This is a genomic window from Pseudomonas sp. GW821-FHT03A09 (assembly GCF_059421065.1).
In genome coordinates this window covers 24,666-48,432 of the sequence record NZ_JBWKUX010000003.1, presented here as the reverse complement: position 1 = coordinate 48,432, position 23,767 = coordinate 24,666, and the positions used below count along the sequence as shown (strand labels likewise).

At 60.4% G+C, this 23,767-nt stretch carries 20 protein-coding genes, 1 tRNA gene and 1 pseudogene; 2 read left to right on the top strand and 20 right to left on the bottom strand.

Annotated elements, in window-relative coordinates; all coding sequences use genetic code 11:
• Positions 1–37 precede the first annotated feature (37 nt).
• The 12 genes from AC07V4_RS05570 to AC07V4_RS05515 form a co-directional block, all read right to left on the bottom strand.
• The gene (locus AC07V4_RS05570) at positions 38–2,188 is read right to left on the bottom strand and encodes a phosphocholine-specific phospholipase C (protein ID WP_492635664.1); all 2,151 of its coding nucleotides are present in this window, start codon (positions 2,186–2,188) and stop codon (positions 38–40) included.
• A 125-nt stretch (positions 2,189–2,313) separates the two neighbouring features.
• Positions 2,314–2,736 (bottom strand): RidA family protein, encoded by a 423-nt coding sequence (locus AC07V4_RS05565; protein ID WP_492635665.1) that lies wholly within the window; start codon positions 2,734–2,736, stop codon positions 2,314–2,316.
• 11 nt (positions 2,737–2,747) lie between these two features.
• Complete coding sequence (locus AC07V4_RS05560; RefSeq protein WP_492635666.1) at positions 2,748–4,331, bottom strand: flavin monoamine oxidase family protein; 1,584 nt, start codon at positions 4,329–4,331, stop codon at positions 2,748–2,750.
• A gap of 11 nt (positions 4,332–4,342) precedes the next feature.
• A complete protein-coding gene (locus AC07V4_RS05555) occupies positions 4,343–5,266 on the bottom strand; it encodes an ABC transporter substrate-binding protein (protein WP_492635667.1) in 924 nt (307 codons plus the stop codon).
• Between the two features lie 18 nt (positions 5,267–5,284).
• Positions 5,285–6,058 carry an amino acid ABC transporter ATP-binding protein gene (locus AC07V4_RS05550; RefSeq protein ID WP_492635668.1) on the bottom strand — a complete coding sequence of 258 codons (774 nt, stop codon included), beginning with the start codon at positions 6,056–6,058 and terminating at the stop codon, positions 5,285–5,287.
• Positions 6,051–7,016 (bottom strand): amino acid ABC transporter permease, encoded by a 966-nt coding sequence (locus AC07V4_RS05545; RefSeq protein WP_492635669.1) that lies wholly within the window; start codon positions 7,014–7,016, stop codon positions 6,051–6,053. Before AC07V4_RS05545 ends, AC07V4_RS05550 begins: the two co-directional genes overlap by 8 nt.
• Before the next feature lie 25 nt (positions 7,017–7,041).
• A complete protein-coding gene (locus tag AC07V4_RS05540; RefSeq protein WP_492635670.1) occupies positions 7,042–9,435 on the bottom strand; it encodes a TonB-dependent receptor plug domain-containing protein in 2,394 nt (797 codons plus the stop codon).
• Between the two features lie 1,058 nt (positions 9,436–10,493).
• A complete protein-coding gene (locus AC07V4_RS05535) occupies positions 10,494–12,104 on the bottom strand; it encodes a gamma-glutamyltransferase family protein (protein ID WP_492635671.1) in 1,611 nt (536 codons plus the stop codon).
• A gap of 54 nt (positions 12,105–12,158) precedes the next feature.
• On the bottom strand, positions 12,159–12,938 hold the full coding sequence (locus AC07V4_RS05530; RefSeq protein ID WP_492635672.1) for an amino acid ABC transporter ATP-binding protein: 780 nt from the start codon (positions 12,936–12,938) through the stop codon (positions 12,159–12,161).
• Positions 12,939–12,940: 2 nt separating this feature from the next.
• Entirely contained in the window at positions 12,941–13,717 is a 777-nt protein-coding gene (locus AC07V4_RS05525) for an amino acid ABC transporter permease (RefSeq protein WP_492635673.1), read from the bottom strand.
• A 12-nt stretch (positions 13,718–13,729) separates the two neighbouring features.
• Positions 13,730–14,536 carry an ABC transporter substrate-binding protein gene (locus tag AC07V4_RS05520; protein WP_492635674.1) on the bottom strand — a complete coding sequence of 269 codons (807 nt, stop codon included), beginning with the start codon at positions 14,534–14,536 and terminating at the stop codon, positions 13,730–13,732.
• 77 nt (positions 14,537–14,613) lie between these two features.
• Positions 14,614–15,282, bottom strand: coding sequence for a GntR family transcriptional regulator (locus AC07V4_RS05515; RefSeq protein ID WP_492635675.1), 669 nt, complete (start codon positions 15,280–15,282; stop codon positions 14,614–14,616).
• Positions 15,283–15,575: 293 nt separating this feature from the next.
• Between AC07V4_RS05515 and AC07V4_RS05510 the strand changes: the two genes are divergently transcribed.
• Together AC07V4_RS05510 and AC07V4_RS05505 are read left to right on the top strand one after the other, a co-directional pair.
• Positions 15,576–16,304, top strand: a complete 729-nt coding sequence (locus tag AC07V4_RS05510; protein ID WP_492635676.1) for an SDR family NAD(P)-dependent oxidoreductase — start codon at positions 15,576–15,578, stop codon at positions 16,302–16,304.
• 17 nt (positions 16,305–16,321) lie between these two features.
• Positions 16,322–17,155 carry a CmcJ/NvfI family oxidoreductase gene (locus tag AC07V4_RS05505; protein WP_492635677.1) on the top strand — a complete coding sequence of 278 codons (834 nt, stop codon included), beginning with the start codon at positions 16,322–16,324 and terminating at the stop codon, positions 17,153–17,155.
• 105 nt (positions 17,156–17,260) lie between these two features.
• On the opposite strand, the gene AC07V4_RS05500 is transcribed toward AC07V4_RS05505, so the two are convergent.
• The 8 genes and pseudogenes from AC07V4_RS05500 to pheS form a co-directional block, all read right to left on the bottom strand.
• On the bottom strand, positions 17,261–17,902 hold the full coding sequence (locus AC07V4_RS05500) for a trypsin-like peptidase domain-containing protein (protein ID WP_492635678.1): 642 nt from the start codon (positions 17,900–17,902) through the stop codon (positions 17,261–17,263).
• A gap of 292 nt (positions 17,903–18,194) precedes the next feature.
• Positions 18,195–18,622 (bottom strand): annotated as a pseudogene (locus AC07V4_RS05495) (hypothetical protein).
• Between the two features lie 209 nt (positions 18,623–18,831).
• On the bottom strand, positions 18,832–19,239 hold the full coding sequence (locus tag AC07V4_RS05490; RefSeq protein WP_492635679.1) for a VOC family protein: 408 nt from the start codon (positions 19,237–19,239) through the stop codon (positions 18,832–18,834).
• Between the two features lie 211 nt (positions 19,240–19,450).
• Positions 19,451–19,527, bottom strand: a tRNA-Pro gene (locus AC07V4_RS05485).
• An 89-nt stretch (positions 19,528–19,616) separates the two neighbouring features.
• Entirely contained in the window at positions 19,617–19,973 is a 357-nt protein-coding gene (locus tag AC07V4_RS05480; protein WP_003219935.1) for a MerR family transcriptional regulator, read from the bottom strand.
• Positions 19,954–20,256, bottom strand: a complete 303-nt coding sequence (gene ihfA, locus AC07V4_RS05475; protein ID WP_002553164.1) for an integration host factor subunit alpha — start codon at positions 20,254–20,256, stop codon at positions 19,954–19,956. Before ihfA ends, AC07V4_RS05480 begins: the two co-directional genes overlap by 20 nt.
• A 3-nt stretch (positions 20,257–20,259) precedes the next feature.
• Positions 20,260–22,638: a phenylalanine--tRNA ligase subunit beta gene (gene pheT / locus AC07V4_RS05470; protein ID WP_492635680.1), complete on the bottom strand. Its 2,379-nt coding sequence runs from the start codon at positions 22,636–22,638 to the stop codon at positions 20,260–20,262.
• Between the two features lie 26 nt (positions 22,639–22,664).
• Positions 22,665–23,681 carry a phenylalanine--tRNA ligase subunit alpha gene (gene pheS, locus AC07V4_RS05465; RefSeq protein ID WP_017737822.1) on the bottom strand — a complete coding sequence of 339 codons (1,017 nt, stop codon included), beginning with the start codon at positions 23,679–23,681 and terminating at the stop codon, positions 22,665–22,667.
• Between the last annotated feature and the right edge of the window lie 86 nt (positions 23,682–23,767).

The following is a 23,767-nucleotide window of genomic DNA, read 5'->3' as shown; positions in this document are numbered from 1 at the left end:
CACTACAAACTTGGCCGCACTCGTCAGGAGATGATCGTTAACCCCGCTTCCCCATCAGCGGATCACTGATGCTGTGCGCACCAGTCTCGATCCGCCCCGCCACTCGGCGAACCCAGCCATGCTCATTGCGTACCGTGAAGTCATACCAACCACCGCTCGGCTGGCGCGAGAAGGTGCGTTGCTGGGAACTGGCCGGGGCGACTTCAACCTGCCAAGGCCCTTGCTGGGTGTAAGGGCAACGCTCAATCGTGATCGAGGCCGGGTACTTACTGGGGTTTATCATCGTCAGTTGCAGACTGTCGCCCTGATAGGCCACCGATAACTCGGGCTCGCGACGTAGCAAATCCCCTTTGAAAGCGCGGTGAAAGCCATTCGGTCCCAGCAACCACAGGTCATAGCCGCCCGCGATTGCCCAGGTGTCACTGAGGTTCTTGTCGGCGCCCACGGTGTAGCGCCGTGGAATCTCTTCCAAGCGACGCTGATCGTAGACGTGGAAGACCGCGCCCTGCTCACCATGGTTGAAGAAATTCAAGGTCAGCGAGCTGGCGCGACGGTCAACCGTCCCCCCGACATTCAACTGGTACGGCAACGCGCGGGAGGGCCGAGCCATGGGTTCCTGATGCGGCGTCTGTTGCCGGCCCACCGCTGGCACCGTCACTTGAGCCAGTTGCTCCTGGCGCTGGCGCAGCAAGTCCGCAGCCTGCCGGGTAGTGGTGTGCAGCGGTGGCAGCAGTTCGGTGTTGGGGTTGACGAAGTTGAACGCCGACGTGAGGTCGCCGCACACCGCACGACGCCACGCGCTAATATTGGGTTCGCGCACCTGGAAGCGCTTCTCCAGAAATTGCAGCACCGAGGTGTGATCGAACGCCTGGGAATTGACCCAACCACCACGGCTCCAGGGCGACAGCACCAACATCGGCACCCGTGGCCCTGGCCCGTAGACGCCACCGTCGGGCGCAGGCTGTTGAGTGGAACCGGGCGGTGCCGGGTGGGTGAACACCTCGCTGTCGAACTTCACCGTCGACTTACCGGCAAAGCTGCCGTCCACACGTTTGGACGGGGCTGACGGCGAGGGAACATGGTCAAAGAAACCATCGTTCTCATCGTAGTTGACCAGCAACACCGTCTTGCTCCAGACCTGAGGGTTGTCGGTCAGTGCCTTGAGGATCTCCTGGGTGAACCAACCGCCCTGCACCGGGCTGGAAGGCCCGGGGTGCTCAGAGTAATTGGCTGGCGCGACCAGCCAGCTCACCTGGGGCAGGCGACCGTTTTGGATATCGTCGCGAAACCCCTGGATGATCGCTTCCAGGTCCGCCCCGTTGGCGGACGGCAGTGTGTTGCCGTTGCCTTTGTACAGTGGCACGCGGGCGTTGAGCTGATCGCTGTAGGGCACAAAATTCTTGAAGTCTTTCGGGGGCACGGCGGGGTTGCCGGCCGCGACGCTCGCCGCCCGGAACTGGCGAAAACCGGCCAAGGGGTTGTCGCCGAAGTTGTCCGGCAAGAACTGATAGACCTTCCAACTCACGCCCGCCTCTTCCAGGCGTTCGGGGTAGGTTTTCCAGGTGTACCCCACGCTCACCGCGCCCGGGCCATCCCATTCGTTGACCACTGCGGCGACGTTGGCACCAGTCGGGCCGTTGGTGCCGGTCCAATGGAACAGGCGGTTGGGGTTGGTGCCGGCGTGGACCGAGCAGTGGTAGGCATCGCATAAGGTAAAGGTGTTGGCCAGGGCGAACTGGAACGGCAACTCCTGTTCGCGGTAGTAACCCATCGAGGTGTTGGTCTTGTAGGTCGGCCAGGCGTTCATGCGGCCACTGCCCCAGGCAGCGTGCTCGTCCACCCAGGAGTGCGGCGTACCATCGACCCGCTGGGCGTTGCCCTGCGAACTGTCGAGGTGATACGGCAACACCCGCCGTCCCTTGCCCTGTTGCTCCCACACACTGTGCCCACCTGCCAGCGGAATCGTGAAGCGATCACTGAAGCCGCGCACGCCAGGCAAGGTGCCGAAGTAGTGGTCGAACGCACGGTTTTCCTGCATCAGGATGACCACGTGTTCCACGTCCATGATCGTGCCGGTACGGTTGTTGGCGGGTATCGCCAGGGCCTGGCGAATGGAGTCAGGCAGCAGGGTGTAGGCAGAGCCGATGGCGGCGGCCTTCAGCAGGGTTCGGCGGGTAAGAGTCGACATAGCACTATTCAATCCCTTGAGGTTCGTGAGAGAAAACGCTCCGAACAAGGTAGGGACTGTAAGCGACAAAGACATGACATACGCTATTCACGGTCATGTACCGGACCGTGAACAGCCTAGATGGATCACACCGTCCTGGCGGCGATCGCCTCCACTTCCACCAACGCCCCCGGCAATGGCAACGCCACCACTTGCAACGCCGTACGCGCGGGCTTGTTGGGCTGCTGCGGTGTGCCGAAGAACTGCGTGTAGCCGCGCTGCAATCCGGCAAAATCCAGCTTGCCGTCGGTTTCCTCGGCGCCCACCAGAAAGACGCGCAACTGCACGATATCGCCCAGGTCCAGGTCTTGTTGACGCAGGATGTGGCGGATTTTATTGAACACCGAAACCGTCTGTATTTCGGTATTGCCATAGACGCCTGGGACGTTCGAATCGGCAAGGTCGGGCAAGGTACCACTGACAAAAACCAGGCTCGCCGAAGCCGGTACGGTAACCGTCTGCGAGATCGGGAAATCGCCGACGCTGGTGCGTTGAATGCTGTCGCTCATGGTGTTGCTCCTTATGAGGCGGCCACTGCCGCTCGCTGTCGTTGTTGAGTCACCCGCTCGGCCAGTTGCCCGACCACATGACGCGCCGAGTTGGCCGCCGACTCCTGCCAGATGCCCACGCCGCTTTGCACCAGGCCGTCGCCGGCGAAATACACGCGGCCGTGAGGTTGCTCCAGCAAGGCGCTGGCGTCGGCCGGGAAATGTTCCCGTTGCAGCCACGGGCCTTCGCTGTAGGGGATCTGTTCCCAAGACACCGCCAGCGGGTGGCGCAGGTGTTTGGAGTAACCCGGATGCAGCCACTCCACCGCCTCTTTTGATGTGGCGTATTGCGTGGCGAATGGCTGTGCGCCAAACACGTCGGCCCCCTCCCCGGTCACGTAACCGGCCACCAATAAACCTTCAAGGGTGTTGAGGTCATTGCTCGGGTACCACAGCAGCCGCGCCGGATGGTCGATCCAGGACAGGCCACCGTAGGTGCGGTAATCGGTCTCCCAGAAGCGCGGTGATTGCCACGCCACCTTGGTGGCCTGATCACTGCGGGTGCTGCGCAAAGCGGCCTTGATCGGGTCGCTGAAGTCAGTATCAAGCTTGGCCAGGAGCGGCAGGGGCAAGGTCGAGACCAGGTAATCCGCGCGCACCACCTGCTCGCGCCCGCTGGATGAGTCGTGGTAGGTCACCGCCACGCCATCTTCTAGCTGGCGGATCTGCCGCACCTGGGCACCCAGTTGCACCTGCCCGCGCACACGTTGGTAGAAGGCCTCGGTGATGCGATCCATACCGCCCACGGGCTGGAACATGGTGGCCGAGAACTCCGGGAATTCGGTATGCAACAACGCGCCCCACAGTTCTGGATGCAGGAGCCGATCCAGCGACAACGGGCCACGGCTAGCGGGCAAGGCGCCGGGATGCGCCAGTGATTCCAGGTGTCCGGAACGAAGGGTGCCCTCGAACACCAGCGCTTGTGACAAGTCGCCATACACTTGCAAGAACGCCAGCAACCGGGTGCGCTCTTCGCCGCTCAACACATCATCGAGGGCATCCCGTTGCACGGCCTTGGCCAGCAGGCCGGACAAATGCCCACGCGCATCATTGATCGCCTGGCCGACGGTGAACGCCGGCTGTTGCAGGTCCGGGCGCACCTGGGCGCCATGGCTGCTGTTGACCAGCACTTCCAGCGGCACGCCCAGCTCACTGCAATAGTCGAGTATCGTGCGGTGCTGGCTGGGAATCCGTGCGGGGCCGGCATTGAAGTAATGGCCTGGGTCAAACGCGGCCGTTTGCGTGCGGCCGTCCTTGTAGTCCACGCGGTCACCGTTACGGATCGTCCACGTGCGGCCGCCCACCCGATCCCGCGCTTCCAGCACCTGCACGCTGAACCCGGCACGGCTCAGTTCCAGGGCGGTGACCAGCCCGGCGATGCCGGCGCCGAGCACCAGCACACGAGTGCCCTGCCCCAGGCCGTCCTTGAGTTTCAGCGGTTGCGGTCGGCGGTGCGACGAAGGGCCCAGGCCCAAAACCGCCAGTGCATCCTTGACGGCTTTCTCGCCACCCACGGCGGCGATGCTCGACAGCGCTTCACGTCGTGTCAGTCCCATGGTCGAAGCTCCTAGTCCGGCAGGCCCGGTGGGTTGATCAGTGACTTATCGATGCGCTCCACATCCAGCCCCCAACGCTGCAGCACCTGCTCGTATTGGCCACCGGCAATCGCGCCCTCCAACGCCGTATGGATCGGCTTGACCAGGCCGTTATCCTTGCGCGTGGTCACGGCGATATCCGCCTGCAACGGCCAGCCGCCGTTCACGGTGCCGACACGCTTGATGCCACCGGTGATCGCGGCGGAATAGGCGAATACCGAATTGGGGCCGAACAACGCATCGCTACGCCCCGACTGCACCGCCAGTTGCGCGGCAGCCTGGTCGTCGAAGTACTGCAGCAGCGCAGGCTTGATGCCGGCCTTCTCATTGGCCTCGTTCCAGGCCAGCAGGACCTTTTCCTGGTTGGTGCCGGAACCGACGATGATCTTCAGCCCGGCGATGTCCGAGGCCTGTTTGATTTCGCTGATCTTGCTGGTGCTCTTCACATAAAACCCGAGCACGTCCTGGCGATAAGTGGCGAAGTCAAAACGCTTCTTGCGCGCTTCGGTCACGGTGACGTTGCTGATCACCGCGTCATATTTGCCCGAACTGACGCCCAGGGGCCAATCCTCCCAACTGGTCTGCACCACGTTGAGTTGCAGGCCCAAACTATCAGCGACAAGCTGCGCGGTGTCGGCTTCGCTGCCGATGGTGGTCTTGTCGTCGTTGGCCAGCAGCGCCAGCGGTGGCCCCGCCACACCGGACACAGCCACGGTGAACTTGCCCGGCTGGGCGAACTTGAAGCCCGGCGGGATCTGCGCGATGGCCGCTTCGTTACGGGGGACATGGATGCGCACACGGTCGGGGCTGAGGTCAACCTGCTGCACGGCGTAGGCGGTGTGTGCGGTGCCGACGGAGAGCGTCAGCAAGGCCACACGGGCGGTATTGATGAACATGGGCAGTCACTCCTTGAACTAAAGCACTTTGCCGAGAAAGGCTTGGGTGCGGGGATGTCGGGGCTGGCGGAAAATCTGTTCGGGCGGGCCTTCTTCGATCAGTTGGCCGTCGCAGAGAAACACCACGTGGTCAGCCACTTCTCGGGCAAAGCCGATCTCATGGGTGACGATCACCAGGGTCACGCCTAGTTGGGTCAGGCCCTTGATCACATCGAGCACTTCGCCCACCAGCTCCGGGTCGAGGGCCGAGGTGGGTTCGTCGAACAGCAGAACCTTGGGGTCCAGCGCCAGGGCCCGCGCAATGGCGACCCGCTGCTGCTGGCCACCGGAGAGCTGGCGCGGGTAGGCATCGGCCTTGTCCGCCAGGCCGACCTTGGCCAACAGCTGCGCCGCCTTGGCTGGCGCCTCGGCCTTGCTCCAACGCTGGTGGGCCAGGGGCGCCTCGGCGATGTTTTCCCAGGCGGTGAGGTGTGGAAACAGGTTGAAGTTCTGGAATACGAAACCTACGTCGATGCGTCGTTTGAGAATCTCGCGCTCTTTCAACTCGTAAAGCAGATCACCCTTGCGTCGATAGCCAACGTATTCACCGTCGATGGTGATATGCCCACTATCAATCTTCTCCAGATGGTTGATGGTGCGCAGCAAGGTGGATTTGCCCGAGCCGGAGGGCCCAAGGATCACCGTGACCTTGCCGGGGTCGATGGTCAGGTCGATGTCTTGCAAGACCTGCTGGTTACCAAAGCGCTTGCCCACGCCCTGGATCTGAATGCGCCCGGCGCGTGCTTCAGCCATGGGTTTTCTCCTTGAGCCAGCCGCGTAGGCGCTGCAACGGCGTGGGTGGCAGTACGCGGGCGGTGCCCCGGGCAAAGTGGCGTTCGACGTAATACTGGGCGCTGGTGAGCACGGTGGTGATAATCAGGTACCACACCGTCGCCACGATCAGCAGCGGGATCACCGCCTGGGTGCGGTTGTAGATGACCTGCACGGTGTAGAACAGCTCCGGCAACGCCAGCACGTAGACGATGGAGGTGCCCTTGACCAGGCCGATAATCTCGTTGAACCCCGACGGCAGAATCGAGCGCAGTGCCTGAGGCAGGATGATGCGGAAGATACGCCGCGAGGTGGGCAACCCCAAGGCCGCGGCGGCCTCATGCTGGCCGGCGTCAACACCGATCAGGCCGCCACGAATGATTTCTGCCGCATAGGCCGCCTGCATCAGGCTCAAGCCCAACACCGCCACGGTGAATTGGCTGAGCACATCCACCGTCGACCATTCGGCAAACACCACCTCGGTGAACGGCACGCCGAGCACGATGTGGTCATAGAGGTACGCGAAGTTGTAGAGGATGATCAGCACCAGCAGCGCCGGCATCGAGCGGAAGAACCAGATGTAGCCCCAGGCCAAAGCCGCCAGCAACGGCGACCCTGACAACCGCGCCAACGCCAACGCGGTGCCGAGGATGACACTGAACACGGTGCTGAGCAGCGTCAGTAACAGCGTCTGGCCCAGGCCGCGCAGTACCGATGGCGAGAAGAACCACTGGCCGAACACACCCCATTCCCAGCGTGGGTTGGTGGCCAGGGAATGCACAATGGCGAGCAACACCAATGCGGCAAAGATCGACCCGGCCCAGCGCCAGGGATGCCGGGCAGGCACCACCTGCAGGGCCTTGATCGGTGTGGCGATGCGAGTCTGGCGAACCGGGCTGACTTCATCTATCAGGTCATAGGATTTGGCGACGATAGGCATGTACTGTTCCTCGCTCGTGCAGGCGTTAGAAGGCGTAGGTCAAACGGGTGTAGTAGTACCCACCGGTAAAACCGTAGGGCGAGTAGGTGCCGTAGCTGGCGAGCATGGTGCTGCTCGGCACACCTTGCTTCTTGGGGTAGAGATCGAACAGGTTCTTGGCGCCGACAGCGATGTTCAGGGCTTTGGTGAGGTTGTAGCCAAGGTCGAGGTCGGTGATCCAGCGGGCGTTGTAGACCCGGTCCAGGTCGCGGTTGGCCGAGGAATTGACCTCTTTGTACGAGCCGTAGCGGGTCAAGGCCAGGTTGAGGTTGAACCGCTCGATGCTCCAGTCACCGCCCAGGATCAGCTTGGTCTTGGGTTGTACATCGGTGATCAAGCCGCGGGCCTGACGGTCCATCAGGTCATACGAAGTACCGAGGATGTCGGTGGACGCCTTGTAGTTGAGGATCTTGGTCTGGTTCCAGTTGAACGCTGCCGTCCATTTCAGCAAACCGAACTGGCCGAGGTCCTGGCTGTAGTTACTGACCAGATCAACGCCCTTGGTACGGGTGTCGGCACCGTTGATGAAGTACTGGCCGCCGGAGGTGGAGTTGATGCCGTTGCTCTGCAACACTTGGGTGACTTCGGGGCCGAGCAAGGTGCCGGTGAGGGTGATACGGTCTCGCAGGTTGATCACGTAGGCGTCGGCGGTGAAGTTCAAGCGGTTGCTGGGCGTGAAGGTGAAACCGAGGCTGAAGTTGGTCGAGCGCTCGGGCTTGAGATCCTGGGCGCCCAAGGCCTTGGCCGCCGCCGAGCCCACCGGCAGTACGCCGTAGTTGATCGACTGGTACACGCCATCGACCACGCCATACGTCGTGGAGCGCGCGCTGAACAGGCTGTTGGCCAGGGACGGCGCGCGAAAGCCATTGCTCACCGTGGCGCGCACGGCGAATTGTGGGGTGAAGTCGTAGCGGGTGGTCAGCTTGCCGCTGCGGGTGGCGCCGACGCCTTCGTTGTAATGCTCATAGCGAAAGGCTGTGCCGACGTACCAGTCCGGTAGCGGGTTGAAACCCACGTCGACATAACTGGCCAGGCTGTTGCGCGAGGCGCTACTTTCCTCATCCGGCGAAATACCGTTGGTGACTTGCGCCCCAGACGACGCGCAATTGCCCGGTGCCACGCAGTAGCCGCCGTTGGCATAGGACGCGTAGTCACCGGCCTGCACTTCATAGGTGTCGCGTCGATGCTCGAAGCCATAGGACAGATCCAGCGGTTTTTGCAGACCGATATCGAAGCCGCGCTTGAAGTCTAGGTTGGTGGTCAGTTCAGTGGAAACCCAGGTGCCGGAAGTGAAGCTGTTCGGTGTGGCTTCACCCAGGGACGGGTTCTGGTTATGGGTCGTGCCCTGCTCCGCTTCGTTGCGCCCGTAGGTGGTGGACAAGTCCCAGTTCCATTCACCGACGGTGCCTTTACCACCGAACGCGGCCTGGAAATCGTTCTCGTCGATGTACCAGGTGGGTGTGTACCCAGCCGGGTAACCATTGGGCCCGGTGGTGATGGTGTTGGTGATGGTCGGCAGACGAAAGTTCTGACCCTGCTCGGCCTTGCGTCGCGAATAGGTGGTGAAGGAGTACAGGCTGAGGCTGTCATCGATGGGCAACTCGGCGTTGTAGCCCAGGGTCAGCAGGTTGGTCTTGGGGGTGCCGTAGCCGCCGTAGGTGGTCTTGCCCGCCAGGCCGTAGGCTTGCTCGTAGGTGTAGCCGTTGGCGCTGGCTTTGTTGTCATCGTTCTGGCTGCGCGCATCCAGCGCCAGTTGCACGATACCGCCGTCGCCGATCTCGAAGCCCTTGTTGAGGCTTTGCTGCACCGTCTGTTTCTTGCCATCGTAACCCTGGCCGACATTGGTTACCGAGGTGCCGCTGGTGTCGGCCTTGAGGATCACATTGATCACGCCGGCGATGGCATCGGAGCCGTATTGGGCGGCAGCGCCGTCACGCAGTACTTCTACGTGGTCGATGGCGCTGATGGGGATCAAGTCGAGATCGGCCGGGGCGGCGCCGGTGTTGATTCCGTTGATGTTCAGCGTGGCGCTGGTATGGCGGCGCTTGCCATTGACCAGTACCAGCACTTCGGCCGCGCTCAGGCCACGCAAGTTGGGCGCGCGGGCAATGCCGCTGGCGTCCCAGCCGGTTTTTTCCGGCAGGGTGAGCGACGGGATCACGGCGCTCAAGGCTTCCATCAGGCCGGGCTTGCCGGTGCTCTGCAATTGCTTGGCGCTGACTACGTCGATGGGCACCGGGCTGCTGGTGACCGTGCGCTGTTCGGCGCCACGGTTGCCGGTGACGACGACGGTGGACAGGGTGTTGTCGTCCTGGGCTTGCGCGGTGTTGGCCAAAAGGGCCAGGGCCAGCGCGGCGGTGGGGGGTAAGGTTTGCTTCATGTCCACTCCAGCATGTCCAAATCGCGAGGTCGGGCAGTCACGCGGTCGTGGCGACGGCGTGGTGTCAGGCGGTGTGTCGGCGGTTTGGGCTAGGTGTGGTGCGGGGGTTGAATCGGCAACATGGGGTGAGCTCCCTTCCAACGATTCGCGGCGGGCTCAGGGGTTGATCACCCTGGCATGGTGCGCGGAATCTGAATCACGCTGGGTACCATCCGGGGTCAGGGGTAGGCTGTTGAGTCCAAACATAACGAAATGGATTTCAAAAATATAATGCTGTTTTGGTATAAGCTAATATTCTCTAATTTCATTATTTGTTAAAATATTTATTCTTTTTTTGAATGTTTTTTGTGGATTGGATTGGGGGTATATCCGTTGTTTAGGTAACGGCGGCTGGTGGTTCCGCTCTTACAGCGGGTCACTTTGGAAAAGCCCCAAAGTAACCAAAAGGCTCTTGCCCCAACACTCGGTACCTCGCCTAGGCTCGGTATGCCCGTAATCCGACATTGATTTGGGGGGCCGCCGCCACGCGCCATCCATGGCGCGGGGCGGCTAAACCGGCGTCCTGCCGGTTTACCCCCCAAATCAATATCGAATTCCGGCCAGCGTGTTTAACGGGGCGCCTAAGATCAAGATCAAAAACAAAGCCAGAGCCAGAGCCAGAGCCGAATTAGATGTGCTTTTCTGTGGGAGCTGGCTTGCCTGCGAAAGCATCAACCGGATATGCCTGATTCACCGAGGTGTCCGCATCGCAGGCAAGCCAGCTCCCACATTTGACCGAGATCGACTGTCAGAGTCCGGTCGGCTTTAAGGCCGCCGCGCTTTGGCTTTTGATCTGCGATCGCCCCGTTAAACACGCTGGCCCACGCTCCAAAGCCTGCGTTCGGGCACACCGAGCCTGGGCGAGGTGCCGAGTGTTGGGGCGAAGGCCTTTTGGTTACTTTTGGGCCTTTCCAAAAGTGACCCGCTGTAAGAGCGGAACCAATAGCAGCCGTTACCGCAGCAACGGATATGTACACCACCCCCCTCAATCGTCACAGGCAACCCGACCCTAGCCACGATCACCAAACCGCAATGTGCGAATCCGCCCTGGGTTCGGTACCACCACACAACACCCCGCTGGCCATATCACGCAGGATAATCTGCCCACGCCCGTAGTCAGTGAGATCACTGGCGATCTGCACTTGATGACCACGCCGTGCCAGGGCATTGGCCAAGTCACGGGAGGCGCCCTGCTCGATGCCCACCTTCATGTCGCCCAGCCATTGCCAACGCGGCGCATCCAAGGCCGCCTGGGGGTTGAGGCCGAAGTCCACGAGGTTCATCACCATCTGCACATGCCCCTGGGGCTGCATATACCCCCCCATGACGCCGAACGGGCCAAGGGCCTGGCCGTCTTTGGTAAGGAAGCCGGGAATGATGGTGTGAAAGGTTTTTTTGCCCGGCGCCAGGCAGTTCGCGTGGGTCGGATCGAGGCTGAATTCCTGCCCACGGTTTTGCAGGGCAATACCGCTGTCAGGCAATACAACGCCAGAACCGAAGCCGTGGTAGTTGCTCTGGATGAACGAGACCATGTTGCCTTCGGCATCAGCCGTGGCCAGGTACACCGTGCCGCTGGCGTGAGGATCACCGGGCTTGGGTGGCTGGGCGTGTTCAGCGATCTGGCCACGGCGACGGCTGATGTAATCGTCGCTGAGCAGGTCAGCGACGGCCACACGCATGTGCAGCGGGTCAGTGATGTGGTGCAGGCCATCGCTGTAGGCGAGCTTCATCGCCTCTAACTGACGGTGCCAGGTCTGTTGGCTATCGCGGTGATCGAAGCTGAAGCCTTCGAGGATTTTCAGCGCCATCAGCGCCACCAGGCCCTGGCCGCTTGGCGGGATCTCCCAGACATCCACGCCTCGGTAGTTGATATGGATCGGCTCCACCCACTGAGCGCGGTAATCCTTCAGATCGCTGGCGCGCAGGTAACCGCCACTGGCCTTGGCGTGGGCGTCCAGGCGATCGGCCAGGGCGCCGCGATACAGGCTTTCGCAACGAGTGGCGGCGAGTTCTTCCAGGGTGCGGGCCTGGGCCGGGTTGCGGAAAATCTCCCCGGCCCGTGGCGCTCGGCCGTCGATAAGGTAAGTGTCGAACCAGGCGTTCAGCACCGCGTCGCGATGAGGGGTGAACTCATCCAACGCGGCCTGCCATTGATGGGCAACCACCGGTGACAACGGGAAACCTTCGCGTGCCAGGCTGATCGCCGGTTGCAGCAACTCGGCAAACGGTAATTGGCCGAAGCGTTGCGACAGCTCGGCCCAAGCCGATGGGCAGCCGGGCACAGTAACCGGCGTCCAACCGTACAACGGCATCTGGTCATGCCCCGCCGCCTTGACCGCCTCGATACTCAAGGCCGCCGGTGCATGGCCGTTACCGTTCAGGCCATGCAACTGGCCCTTGCACCAGACCAAGGCAAACGCATCGCCCCCCAGGCCGCAGCCGGTGGGCTCAACGACGGTCAACGCGGCCGCCGTAGCGATGGCGGCATCGATGGCGTTGCCGCCCTTTTGCATGACCTGGATGCCGGCCTGGGCAGCCAGGGGCTGGGAGGCCGCCACCATGCCGCGCCGGGCAAACACGCTCTGGCGCTGCGAAGGATAGGGATACTCGTGAGCAGAAAATTTCAACATGGCAAGGACTCGTCCACACAAGGATTCATTGGCCGGGCTCGACCCGGCTCCAGGTCATAACACGCGGCTTAGAAAGGCCCGGGTACGGGGATGGCTGGGGTGGCTGAAAATCTGCTCCGGCGGCCCCTGCTCGATCAGTTCGCCCTGGTCGAGCACCACCACACGGTCCGCCACTTCACGGGCAAAACCCATTTCGTGGGTGACCACCACCATCGTCATGCCCTCCTCGGCCAGCTCCTTCATCACTTGCAGCACTTCGCCGACGGTTTCCGGGTCGAGGGCGCTGGTGGGCTCGTCGAACAACATGGCCTGGGGTTTCATCGCCAGGGCTCGGGCGATGGCCACCCGCTGCTGCTGGCCGCCCGAGAGCATCGACGGGTAATGACTGGCCTTGTCCGCCAGCCCCACTCGCGCCAGCAAGCCACGAGCCTGTTCCAGGGCTTCGGCACGCGGTGTGCCGAGCACGTGAATGGGTGCTTCGATGATGTTTTCCAGCGCGGTCATGTGGGGGAACAGGTTGAAGCGCTGGAACACCATGCCGATGTCGCGGCGCTGGCGGGCGATATTGCGCTCCGAATCGCGCACCAGGCTGCCGTCGCTGCTTTCGCGATAGCCCATCGCGCGACCGTTGACGCGGATGCGCCCGCCCTGGATGTCTTCCAACAGGTTGATGCAGCGAATGAAGGTGGTCTTGCCCGAACCCGAAGCGCCGATCAGCACCACCACTTCGCCACGCCGTACTTGCAGGGAGATGCCCTTGAGAATCTGCAGGTCGCCGAACGACTTGTGCAGGTCCAGGGCTTCGATGATCAGTTCATCACTTTTGTGCGCCATGGTTAACGTCCCCTCAGCAGTTTCAAGGTGCTGCGCCCGAACAGACGGCTGGACGCGGGAGGCGGCGCGCCAGGCCGGTCGGACTGACCGAAACTCGCCTCTAGCCAACGCTGGAAGAAGCCCCACAGGGTGGTGAGCATCAAGAAGTAGATGGCGACCACCAGATACAACTCGAATACACGGAACGTCGCCGAGGTGACCATCTGGGTACTGAGCAACAACTCCTGCACGCCGATCACGCTGACCAGGGTGGTGTTCTTGAGCATCACGTTGAACTCATTGCCCAGTGGCGGCACGATCACGCGAAACGCCTGGGGCAGCACGATACGTCGCATCAGCTTGGCAAAGCCCATGCCCAGGGACCGCCCGGCTTCGTACTGGCCCTTGTCCACCGCACCAATGCCGGCGCGGATAATCTCGGCCATGTACGCGCCTTCGTTAAGACCCAGGGCGATGATCGCCGCCTGGATATTGCCGGGGACAACCAGGCCGAACAGCTCGATATCCTCGAAGCGGAAAATCCCGCCCGCCGCCAGGGCCGTGTACAAAAACACGATCTGCACCAACAGCGGTGTGCCGCGCATCAGCCACACGTAAAAACGTACCGGCAGGTGCAGCAACGGGTTCTTCGACAAGCGCAACAACGCCGCCGCCAACCCCAGCACGCAGCCCAGCAGCATCGCAGACACCGCGATCAGGCAGGTCAGCCAGAGCCCGGTGAGATACACCCCGCTGGGCTGCAACAGGTACTGCCAGAACACATCCCAATTGAAGTTCATTGCGTGTAAACCTCAGTCGAGAGTGTCGCTGCTGACATGCCATTTGTTCAGTAACGCCACGTAGCTGCCATCGCTGCGCATGTCGCTGATCACCTGCTGCACGGCTGTCGTGAGTTGCGGGTCGTCCTTGCGCATGCCCAGCCCGGTGAGGATGCGGCTGAACGCCGGCACGCCTTCCTGGAACAGGTCCGGGGCCATCGCCGCGTAATAACCGGCGGTCTCCACGGTAGTGCCGTAGGCGTCAACCTGGTTGATGCGCAGGGCTTGGAAGGCGTCAGTGTCGGTGTTGTACACCACCAGTTTCATCGGCGGTTTGCCGGCCTTGGCCAGGCTGTCGTTTTGCGTGTCCAGCAAGGTCTTGATGGTGGAACCGTTGAGCACCGCGACTTTGTGCCCCGACAGATCATCCAGGGCCTTGATACCTTTGGGGTTGCCCTTGGGCACCACCACCGACTGGCTGGAATACATGTAGTTGACGATGTCGATCACCTGACGCCGTTCGGGCTTGTCGAACAGTTGATCGACGATCATGTCGCACTGCTGGGCGAGCAATGCGGGCACCAGGCCGGAGAACGGAATCACCCGCCACTGCACCTTTTTATCCCCCAGGCGCTTGGCGATTTCCAGACCCAGGTCGACGGTAAGACCGCGCGGTTTCTGGGCTTCATCGAAGGACACCAGGGGCGGTGAATCCATCCCTGAGCAGTAGATGAGTTTGTCGACGTTCTTCAGGCGCTCCGGCACCTGCGGTGCAGCAATGGCCCATTGGGTACAGAGGCCGAGGGAGACAGCCACCAGCAAGGCGCGGCGTTTATGCATGACCAGACACTCCAGTTCGTTGGGTAACGGGGCAGGACTCAAAGTCAAAACACGGGCGGGCTTGGGCCCGCCTCTTGTTATTGTTCCGATTGCAGGAATTGAATCAGCGCTGGCACGGTGCCTTCGATGTGCTCGCGCACCACAGCTTCGGCGCGAGCGGCATCACCGGCGCGAATCGCATCCAGGATCACCGCGTGTTCTTCACGGGCGCTGAAAGGTTTGTCGCCATGCTGCAACCACAAGCGCATGGGCGCTTCTACCAACGAGTACAGTGCCGAGATCTGCTTCATCAAGCGCGGACGGCCGCTGAGGCTGCACAGGTATTCGTGAAAGGCGCGGTGACGGCTGACCCAGGCGGTGCTTTCGTCGCGGTAGTCGTCCATCTCGTCGAGCATGCGTTCCAGTGCGGCCAACTGGCGTTCACCGATACGGCCAACCGCCACGCGCACCGCCAGGCCTTCGAGGGCGCTGCGCATCTCGAATACCTCATGCAACTCATCGATATCCAAGCCACTGACGACGGCACCCCGGTTGGGCCGCAAGGTCACCAGGCCTTGGGCATCCAGGCGCCGGAAGGCTTCACGCACCGGCATGCGGCTCATGCCGATCTCGCTGGCGATGTCCTCGGCAATCAAGCGGTCGCCCTTTCGGTAGCGGCCACCACAAATGGCATCGAGCAGGAAGCTGTAGGCCTCCTCCTCGGCAGTGAGGGGCTGGCGGTCAACGTAAACGGGGGCAAATTGCATCGGCAGCACCTTTTGAATTTTTGTATCCAATTATCCATAGATGCAAAAAAGCAGGATGCGTGCCAACAGGATGGGCGGCGAACCAAGTGATTGATTCAGGTGAAATAACTGCGAAATACGGCCAGTCTACCGACATGCAGGCGTAGGAATTTGCTACCAAATGGCTCAGAAAATGCCCCATGGGTGGGCGTAAGTAACAGCCAGCGGGCATATCCTTAGCTGTCGATATTCTTATTCCCGGCGGGTCTGGATCGGTAGATTGATAGCCACGGATCTCATGGGAGCATTGGTTGATGGCTGAATCAGTGGTGTGGATTGCCGGTGTCGGTGCGGTAGCCGGCCTGGGTGCGGCATTGGCGCGACGCTTTGCCCGTGAGGGATATCGCGTGGCAGTCAGCGGCAGGAGCCTGAACAAGTTGCAGGCCGTGGTCGCGGATATCGAAGCCCGTGGTGGCAAGGCGAACGCGGTGCTGGCCGACTCGGGCGTGGAAGCGCAGGTGCTCGCGGCGGTGGCGCAGGTCAATCAGCTTGGCACGCTCAAGGCGGCGGTTTTCAACGTAGGCAATTCGGTGTCGGCGCTGTCGCTGGAGTTGAGCGCTGAACTGTTCGAGCAAACCTGGCGTGCATCCACACTGGGCGGTTTTCTGTTCGCCAGAGAGGCCACTCGCGCGCTACTCGCCAATGGTGGTGGCAGCCTGTTGTTTACCGGCGCTACCGCGTCATTGCGCGGCAAGCCGCCGTACACCGCCTTTGCAGCGAGCAAGGCTGGATTGCGTTCGGTGGCACAGTCCTTCGCCCGGGAGTTCGGCCCTAAAAATGTGCATGTTGCCCACGTGGTTATCGACGGTTCCATCGACGGCGAACGTATAAAAAGCCGCGCGCCGGATTACCTGGCCAAGCTGGGTGAGGACGGCTCATTGAAACTCGACGATATCGCCGACGCCTATTGGTACCTGCACACCCAACCGCGCAGCGCCTGGACCCAGGAGCTGGACCTGCGGCCATTCAAGGAACCGTTCTGATTGCTGGAGGTAGTTTTATGGGAACCCATCAGACTCGACTCGCCCCCGTATCGGTGTACGGCGTGCTCAATTACTTGCAGGACACCGGTGAACGCCCGGTGAACTACACCTACCCAGCCCCCGACGGCGTCGCCCAACGCAGCGGCGTGCTCAACCCCACCCGGGTGACCATCCATAACGCGCGGCTGCTGAATGAACCGGCCAGACTCGATCGGCAAGGCTTCGAGAAAGTCGATCACACCAGTGCCGTCGCCAACCTGGAAGATGACGAGCAAGTACGCCTGCTTTACTACTCCGAAACCGAAGCCCTGCTCAAGCAGCAGACCGGCGCCGTGAAAGTGGTAATTTTCGATCATACGATTCGCGTGGATGACCCCGGGCGAGAAGCGCGCGGGCTGCGTGAACCGGTGCGGTATGTGCATAACGACCAGACTGAGCGCTCGGCCGTCCGCCGCGTGCGTGACCATTTACCGGCCGACGAAGCGAAACTGCGGCTGCTCAAGCGGTTTGCAATCATTAATGTCTGGCGACCTATCGGGGCTCCGGTTTTCAGTACGCCGCTGGCTTTGTGCGATGCACGCAGCCTGGCGGCGAACGACCTGCTACCCAGTGACCTGGTGTACCGCGACAAGGTGGGCGAGACGTTTTCAGTCAAGGCCAATCCGGCGCACCGCTGGTATTACTACCCACAGTTGCGGCCTGAGGAGGCCTTGCTGTTGAAAATCTACGATTCGCGGCGGGATGTAGCGAGGTTGAGTGCGCACACTGCGTTTGATGACCCGACCACGCCAGCGGATGCTCCGCCGCGACGGAGCATCGAGTTGCGGGCACTGGTGTTCTTTGACGAATGAACACTCGTCCTCCTCCAGTGCCTACTAAGCAAGTGCAGTGGGCGACTCATCCCGGACACGATGTTAAGTTTTTTCTCGGCCTGAGTGGGTCACGCCTCGACGAACTCAGTGACGGGCCGCCACTAGCTTGGCCTTCAAGCTGCGGTTATAAGCTTCCCACTCCTTGTTGATCACGTCATAGGGCAGATACAGGCTGAGCCGCTCGCTGGACTTAAGATCACCAAACGCAGGAGTGGCGCCGAACAGCATGCCCACGGTAATGCCAAGTACCGCACCATCACGACCGTACACCGGTCCGCCTGACATCCCGTGCACTATTGGCCCGTCGTGTACCGCGTAGGCTGTCGGATCGGAGCTGTTGCTCAGCCGGACCCGCATACCCTTGGCACTGCCCTCGCCCTTGAGGTCCATCAACATCGGGCTGAACCCTACTGCCGTGACCGGTTCCCCGCGCACGGGATCACGCCAGAGCGGGATCGGCCCTTCGGCCGGATGCCGGATGAACACCATGTCGCAACCGGAGCTGCACTGGTAAACCACATTCGGAATCAACGGGATATGCCGTACGGTCACCGCATAATCCTGGTTCCATTGTACGGCGCTGCCCTGAAAGAAATAGGGCAATGGAAAGCCCGAATTGACCGTGAAATGACCATGCAAGCCCTCGTCACTGACAAGCGGACGAGGAACCCCATTACACCCCACCAGCAGCAGCGACGCAAATACCCAGACCAGACCTGTTTTCATCAATGCGACTCCCATGACAAGCGCTGAGCGGTGCGACAACAAGCGCTTGCGCCTCTCGATGCCCTCCCGTTCCAACCAGCTTAGAACCTGCATGGAAAATATGAAGTGATTTTTGCGCGCAAAACCGACTGGGCATGGGCTGGCGCTGATCGAAGGTGAGTCGATGTGGAGTCGAACCTGATATGACTCGAAGACGTTGCAGGGCTGCTTGAGGAGGCCAATGCCGAAAAGCCTTGAGCCAAATGCAGAAAGCCCGGCGCTGGGCCGGGCTTCGATATAACAGCGTCAGAAACTAACGATGCTTGTTCTTGTGTTTATGCTTGTTGTTGCCTTTGTACTTCTTACCATCCGATCGATGATTGCTCTCATCATCCGCCAGATTGTTTCCTAGCGCGCCACCTGCAGCGCCGCCGAGACCTGCACCTATAGTCGAGCCAGCCGTGCCACCGAGGCGATTGCCTATGAGTGACCTGCTGAGCCGATACCGCCGCCTAATGCAGCTTCCGCTCTGTTGCCTCTTTGAGCACCGATGGCACTGCCGGCGGCACCGCCTACGCCTGCGCCTACCGCTGCGCCTGTCGAGCCCCCGAGCTGTTGGCCTACGATATTACCGAGTGCACCACCAACGCCGCCTCCAAGAGCGGCTGTGCCATCTCCGGCAGCCATCGCTCCTTGCGAAATGAGGACACCCAAAACCAGGGCGGGTAGTGTCATTTTCATTTTGTGAACCTCTATGGGTTGTCGGCAGGCGTTCACGGTTTAAAACACGCCTAGCAGTAGGATTAGAACAAAAGCTCGAAGTTCTATACAGGCTGTGTCCAAGGGGGAATGGTTGTAACAAAGTATTCCAAGCAGGATGCAGCTGTTGAGCGCAAATATTGGCTAAGTGTGCGGGCTTGAGTCGAACATAAGAGAAGAGGCAGAACTCGTTACGGCAGGTGCAAATCGCCACGATGAACGATGTGTACCTTGTTGCCGTCTGGATCACGCAGGTACGCACCGTAGTAACCATCACCATAGTGCGAACGCAGGCCAGGCTCACCCTCATCAAGTCCGCCCGCAAGAAGTCCGGCCGCATAGGCAGTATCTACCGCACCTGGAGAGGGCGCAGTGAAAGCAACCATGCTGCCATTCCCTGCTCTGGCACCGTTGCGGTCATAGGGACTGTACACGTAGAAGCGAGGGAGAACGCTATCTGCCTTAATCCAGCATGCCGAAGGCGGTCCACCATCAGGGGTTACAACCCGGCGGCACAGCCCTAAAGGAATCAGTATGGCGTCATAAAAGGCGGCGGCCTGATCAAGATCGTTTGTTCCAACGGTGATGTGACTGAACATCCTTGACTCTCCATCACTTTTGATGCGGGAACCCTATCGTGCCATTTGACCGCTAGAGGCGTACAGCCGTCATTGGCTGGGCGGAGAAGGACAGAAACAAACAACCCGGCGCTGACACCAAATCTGACGCCTCCTTACAGGTAGTTTTGCGCAGGCACAAAAAAGCCGATCTATCTGATCGGCTTAAGTGTCTGACTTTACTCAGGAATAATGGTCGGGACGGAGTGATTCGAACACTCGACCCCTAGCACCCCATGCTAGTGCGCTACCGGACTGCGCTACGCCCCGACTAGGCGTGTTACTGGGTTCGCTTCTTAACGAAGCGAACCGGAATATACCGCAAGCTTTTGAAATGTGGAAGTATTTTAAAGCCTGGATTACTTCTTCAAAACCACCAGCACATCTTCGAGTTCGGAGATCATCTGGCGGATCATTTGTTTGTATTGGGTGGTGTCGTCTTTGGCTTCATCACCGGACATACGCTGGCGCGCACCGCTGATGGTAAACCCCTGGTCGTACAGCAACGCACGGATCTGTCGGATCATCAGCACATCCTGGCGCTGATAATACCGACGGTTCCCGGTGCGTTTGACGGGGTTGAGTTGAGGAAACTCCTGCTCCCAATAGCGCAACACGTGCGGCTTTACCGCACAGAGCTCGCTGACTTCACCGATGGTGAAGTAGCGTTTGCCTGGGATGACGGGTAGCTCGTCGTTATGACTTGGTTCCAGCATAAGCCTCAACTCGGGCCTTCAACTTCTGCCCTGGACGAAAGGTGACCACACGGCGAGCCGTGATCGGGATTTCTTCTCCCGTTTTTGGATTGCGGCCAGGCCGCTGGCGTTTGTCTCGCAGGTCAAAGTTACCGAAACCGGACAACTTGACCTGCTCATTGTCTTCCAGAGCGTGCCTGATTTCTTCAAAAAACAGCTCGACCAATTCCTTGGCCTCGCGCTTGTTCAGACCCAACTCTTCGTACAGACGTTCCGCCATCTCAGCTTTCGTCAAAGCCCCCATACGTCACTTCCTTAACGTGGCGTTCAACCTTTGTTCGAGCGAGGTGAGGATATTTTGTGTCGTGGTATTCACCTCATCGTCATTAAGAGTGCGCGATGGATGCTGCCAGGTCAAGCCAACTGCAAGGCTTTTTCTATGCGGATCAATACCTTTACCCTGATAGACGTCAAATAGCCTGAGGTCTGTCAGCCATTCCCCTGCATTTTCACGGATTACATCCAGAACGGCAGTGGCGGCCACGTCACGGTCGGCAATCAGCGCGAGGTCACGGCGTACTTCAGGGAAACGCGACAACTCGCTGAATTTAGGCATTTTGCCCGATGCAACTTCAGCCAAGACCAGCTCAAAAACGAAGACCGGACGGTCGAGACCGAGGGTTTTCGACAGTTCTGGGTGAATCGCGCCGATGAAGCCCACCAAGCGACCTTCGCGCTCGATACGCGCAGTCTGGCCGGGGTGCAACGCAGGGTGTTTGCCTGGCACGAAAACGAAATCGTCCAGTGCACCAGCAAAACCCAACACCGCTTCCACGTCAGCTTTAACGTCGAAGAAATCCACGGTATCGCGACCTTGCGCCCAACCTTCCGGCAAACGACTACCGCACACCACGCCCGCCAACATCGGCTCTTGCTTCAGGCCATCCAACTGACCGACGAAACGCAGGCCGCTTTCGAACATGCGAACGCGATCTTGCTGACGGTTCAAGTTATGGGAAAGCGCTTTCACCAGGCCAGGCCACAGCGACGAACGCATGGCGGCCATGTCGTTGGAGATTGGGTTGGCCAGCAACAACGGCTCTACGCCCGGGTTGAACAGCTCGAACTGCTTTGGATCGATGAAGCTATAGGTCACCGCTTCCTGGTAGCCACGGGCAACCAGCAGGCGACGCAGCTCAGGCAAGTGTGCACGCGCCTCAGCCTTGGGTTGCGGTGCCAGACGCGCTTGCGGGTAACGAACCGGCAGGCGGTTGTAACCATACAGACGGGCCAGCTCTTCGATCAGATCGACTTCCAGGCTGATATCGAAACGATGGCTTGGCACTTCAACGTGCCACTGCCCTTCCCCACTCACGGAGATAGCCAGGCCCAGGGCCGACAACAGTTGTTCGATTTGAGCAGGCTCGATCACTAGGCCAAGCATTTGCTCGACACTTTTGGCTCGCAGGGTGATCGGCGCAACGGACGGCAAGAACTGTTCGTTGACGGTTTCAGTGATCGGGCCGGCTTCGCCACCGGTGATTTCCAGCAGCAGGCCAGTGGCGCGCTCCATGGCTTCACGGGCCAGCTTCCAGTCCACACCACGCTCATAGCGGTGCGAGGCATCGGTATGCAAGCCATAGGAACGGGCCTTGCCAGCGATAGCGATCTGATCGAAGAACGCACTCTCAAGGAAAATATCGCGAGTGGTCGCGGACACACCGCTGTGCTCGCCACCCATCACACCGGCAATCGCCAGGGCGCGGGCATGGTCGGCGATGACCAAGGTGTCGGCACGCAAGCTGACTTCCTGGCCGTCGAGCAGAACCAGTTTTTCGCCCTCTTCAGCCATACGCACGCGAATGCCACCGTTGATTTCGGCGAGATCGAAGGCGTGCAGTGGCTGACCCAACTCCAGCATCACATAGTTGGTGATGTCGACAGCAGCATCAATGCTGCGCACATCGGCGCGACGCAGACGCTCAACCATCCACAGCGGGGTTGGCTTGGACAAGTCGACGTTACGGATCACACGACCCAGGTAACGTGGACAGGCGTTTGGCGCCAGCACTTCAATAGAACGCACTTCGTCGTGCACTGCCGTTACCGGAGCAACAACCGGACGCGCGACGGGTGCGTTGTACAGCGCACCGACTTCACGAGCCAAGCCGGCCAGGGACAGGCAGTCGCCGCGGTTCGGGGTCAGATCGACCTCAATGCTTGCATCTTCCAGCGCCAGGTAAACGCGAATGTCCTGGCCCACCGGCGCATCAGCCGGCAGTTCCATCAGGCCATCATTGCCTTCGCCTACTTGCAGTTCAGCCTGGGAGCACAGCATGCCGTTGGACTCGACACCACGCAGCTTGGCCTTCTTGATCTTGAAGTCACCCGGCAACTCAGCACCGATCATGGCGAACGGGATCTTCAGGCCCGGGCGCACGTTAGGCGCTCCGCACACGACCTGGAAGGTTTCCGCGCCATTACTGACCTGGCACACACGCAATTTATCTGCATCGGGATGCTGCTCGGTGCTCAGCACCTCGCCGACGACAACACCGCTGAAAACACCGGCGGCCGGCGTGACGCTATCGACCTCAAGGCCGGCCATCGACAGACGAGCAACCAGCTCGTCGCGATCTACCTGCGGGCTTACCCAGCCACGCAGCCATTGTTCACTGAATTTCATCCTGCTCTCCTAAAGATTCGTTACGACTAGCGAAATTGCGCGAGGAACCGCAAGTCGTTGTCGAAGAACAGACGCAGGTCGTTCACGCCGTAACGCAGCATGGCCAGACGCTCAACGCCCATGCCGAAGGCAAAACCCGAGAATTCTTCCGGGTCGATCCCGGACATGCGCAGCACGTTAGGGTGAACCATGCCGCAGCCCATCACTTCCAGCCAGCCGGTCTGCTTGCAGACCCGGCAACCTTTACCGCTGCACATCACGCATTCCATGTCGACTTCAGCGGACGGCTCGGTGAACGGGAAGAACGATGGACGGAAACGCACCGCCAGCTCTTTCTCGAAGAACACCCGCAGGAATTCTTCGATGGTGCCTTTGAGGTCGGCGAAATTGATATCGCGATCAACCAGCAGGCCTTCGACCTGGTGGAACATCGGCGAGTGGGTGATATCGGAGTCGCTACGGTACACACGGCCTGGGCAGACGATGCGGATCGGCGGCTTGTTCGCTTCCATGGTGCGGACCTGTACCGGCGAGGTATGGGTGCGCAACAGCATGTTCGCGTTGAAATAGAAGGTGTCGTGCATCGACCGGGCCGGGTGATGGCCTGGGATGTTGAGCGCCTCGAAGTTGTGATAGTCGTCTTCGACCTCAGGGCCTTCGGCAATGCCGTAGCCGATATGGGTGAAGAACTGCTCGATACGTTCCAGAGTCCGGGTGATCGGATGCAGACCGCCCGAGGCCTGGCCACGGCCAGGCAAGGTTACGTCAATGGACTCGGCGGCGAGTTTGGCCGCGAGATCGGCCTCCTCCATAGTCGCCTTGCGCGCATTGAGCACCTCTGTAACACGCTCCTTGGCGACGTTGATCAGCGCACCGACTTGCGGGCGCTCTTCAGCCGGCAAATTTCCCAGGGTCTTCATCACCTGAGTCAATTCACCCTTTTTGCCAAGGTAGTGAACCCGGATTTGCTCCAGGGCATTGATATCTTCAGCGCTTTGCACAGCCTCAAGAGCTTGAGCGACGAGCGCGTCCAGGTTTTCCATGTACAGACTCCAGATACAAAATAGGGGAAGAGCTTGAAGGCTCTTCCCCTATTTATGACGTTTACCACCTTGGACTGCAGGAGCAG

What these genes read in the sequence shown, in the direction of transcription:
- AC07V4_RS05570 (WP_492635664.1), bottom strand. Translation starts at nt 2,188, where the DNA reads ATGTCGACTCTTACCCGCCGAACCCTGCTGAAGGCCGCCGCCATCGGC.
- AC07V4_RS05565 (WP_492635665.1), bottom strand. Translation starts at nt 2,736, where the DNA reads ATGAGCGACAGCATTCAACGCACCAGCGTCGGCGATTTCCCGATCTCG.
- AC07V4_RS05560 (WP_492635666.1), bottom strand. Translation starts at nt 4,331, where the DNA reads ATGGGACTGACACGACGTGAAGCGCTGTCGAGCATCGCCGCCGTGGGT.
- AC07V4_RS05555 (WP_492635667.1), bottom strand. Translation starts at nt 5,266, where the DNA reads ATGTTCATCAATACCGCCCGTGTGGCCTTGCTGACGCTCTCCGTCGGC.
- AC07V4_RS05550 (WP_492635668.1), bottom strand. Translation starts at nt 6,058, where the DNA reads ATGGCTGAAGCACGCGCCGGGCGCATTCAGATCCAGGGCGTGGGCAAG.
- AC07V4_RS05545 (WP_492635669.1), bottom strand. Translation starts at nt 7,016, where the DNA reads ATGCCTATCGTCGCCAAATCCTATGACCTGATAGATGAAGTCAGCCCG.
- AC07V4_RS05540 (WP_492635670.1), bottom strand. Translation starts at nt 9,435, where the DNA reads ATGAAGCAAACCTTACCCCCCACCGCCGCGCTGGCCCTGGCCCTTTTG.
- AC07V4_RS05535 (WP_492635671.1), bottom strand. Translation starts at nt 12,104, where the DNA reads ATGTTGAAATTTTCTGCTCACGAGTATCCCTATCCTTCGCAGCGCCAG.
- AC07V4_RS05530 (WP_492635672.1), bottom strand. Translation starts at nt 12,938, where the DNA reads ATGGCGCACAAAAGTGATGAACTGATCATCGAAGCCCTGGACCTGCAC.
- AC07V4_RS05525 (WP_492635673.1), bottom strand. Translation starts at nt 13,717, where the DNA reads ATGAACTTCAATTGGGATGTGTTCTGGCAGTACCTGTTGCAGCCCAGC.
- AC07V4_RS05520 (WP_492635674.1), bottom strand. Translation starts at nt 14,536, where the DNA reads ATGCATAAACGCCGCGCCTTGCTGGTGGCTGTCTCCCTCGGCCTCTGT.
- AC07V4_RS05515 (WP_492635675.1), bottom strand. Translation starts at nt 15,282, where the DNA reads ATGCAATTTGCCCCCGTTTACGTTGACCGCCAGCCCCTCACTGCCGAG.
- AC07V4_RS05510 (WP_492635676.1), top strand. Translation starts at nt 15,576, where the DNA reads ATGGCTGAATCAGTGGTGTGGATTGCCGGTGTCGGTGCGGTAGCCGGC.
- AC07V4_RS05505 (WP_492635677.1), top strand. Translation starts at nt 16,322, where the DNA reads ATGGGAACCCATCAGACTCGACTCGCCCCCGTATCGGTGTACGGCGTG.
- AC07V4_RS05500 (WP_492635678.1), bottom strand. Translation starts at nt 17,902, where the DNA reads ATGAAAACAGGTCTGGTCTGGGTATTTGCGTCGCTGCTGCTGGTGGGG.
- AC07V4_RS05490 (WP_492635679.1), bottom strand. Translation starts at nt 19,239, where the DNA reads ATGTTCAGTCACATCACCGTTGGAACAAACGATCTTGATCAGGCCGCC.
- AC07V4_RS05480 (WP_003219935.1), bottom strand. Translation starts at nt 19,973, where the DNA reads ATGCTGGAACCAAGTCATAACGACGAGCTACCCGTCATCCCAGGCAAA.
- ihfA (WP_002553164.1), bottom strand. Translation starts at nt 20,256, where the DNA reads ATGGGGGCTTTGACGAAAGCTGAGATGGCGGAACGTCTGTACGAAGAG.
- pheT (WP_492635680.1), bottom strand. Translation starts at nt 22,638, where the DNA reads ATGAAATTCAGTGAACAATGGCTGCGTGGCTGGGTAAGCCCGCAGGTA.
- pheS (WP_017737822.1), bottom strand. Translation starts at nt 23,681, where the DNA reads ATGGAAAACCTGGACGCGCTCGTCGCTCAAGCTCTTGAGGCTGTGCAA.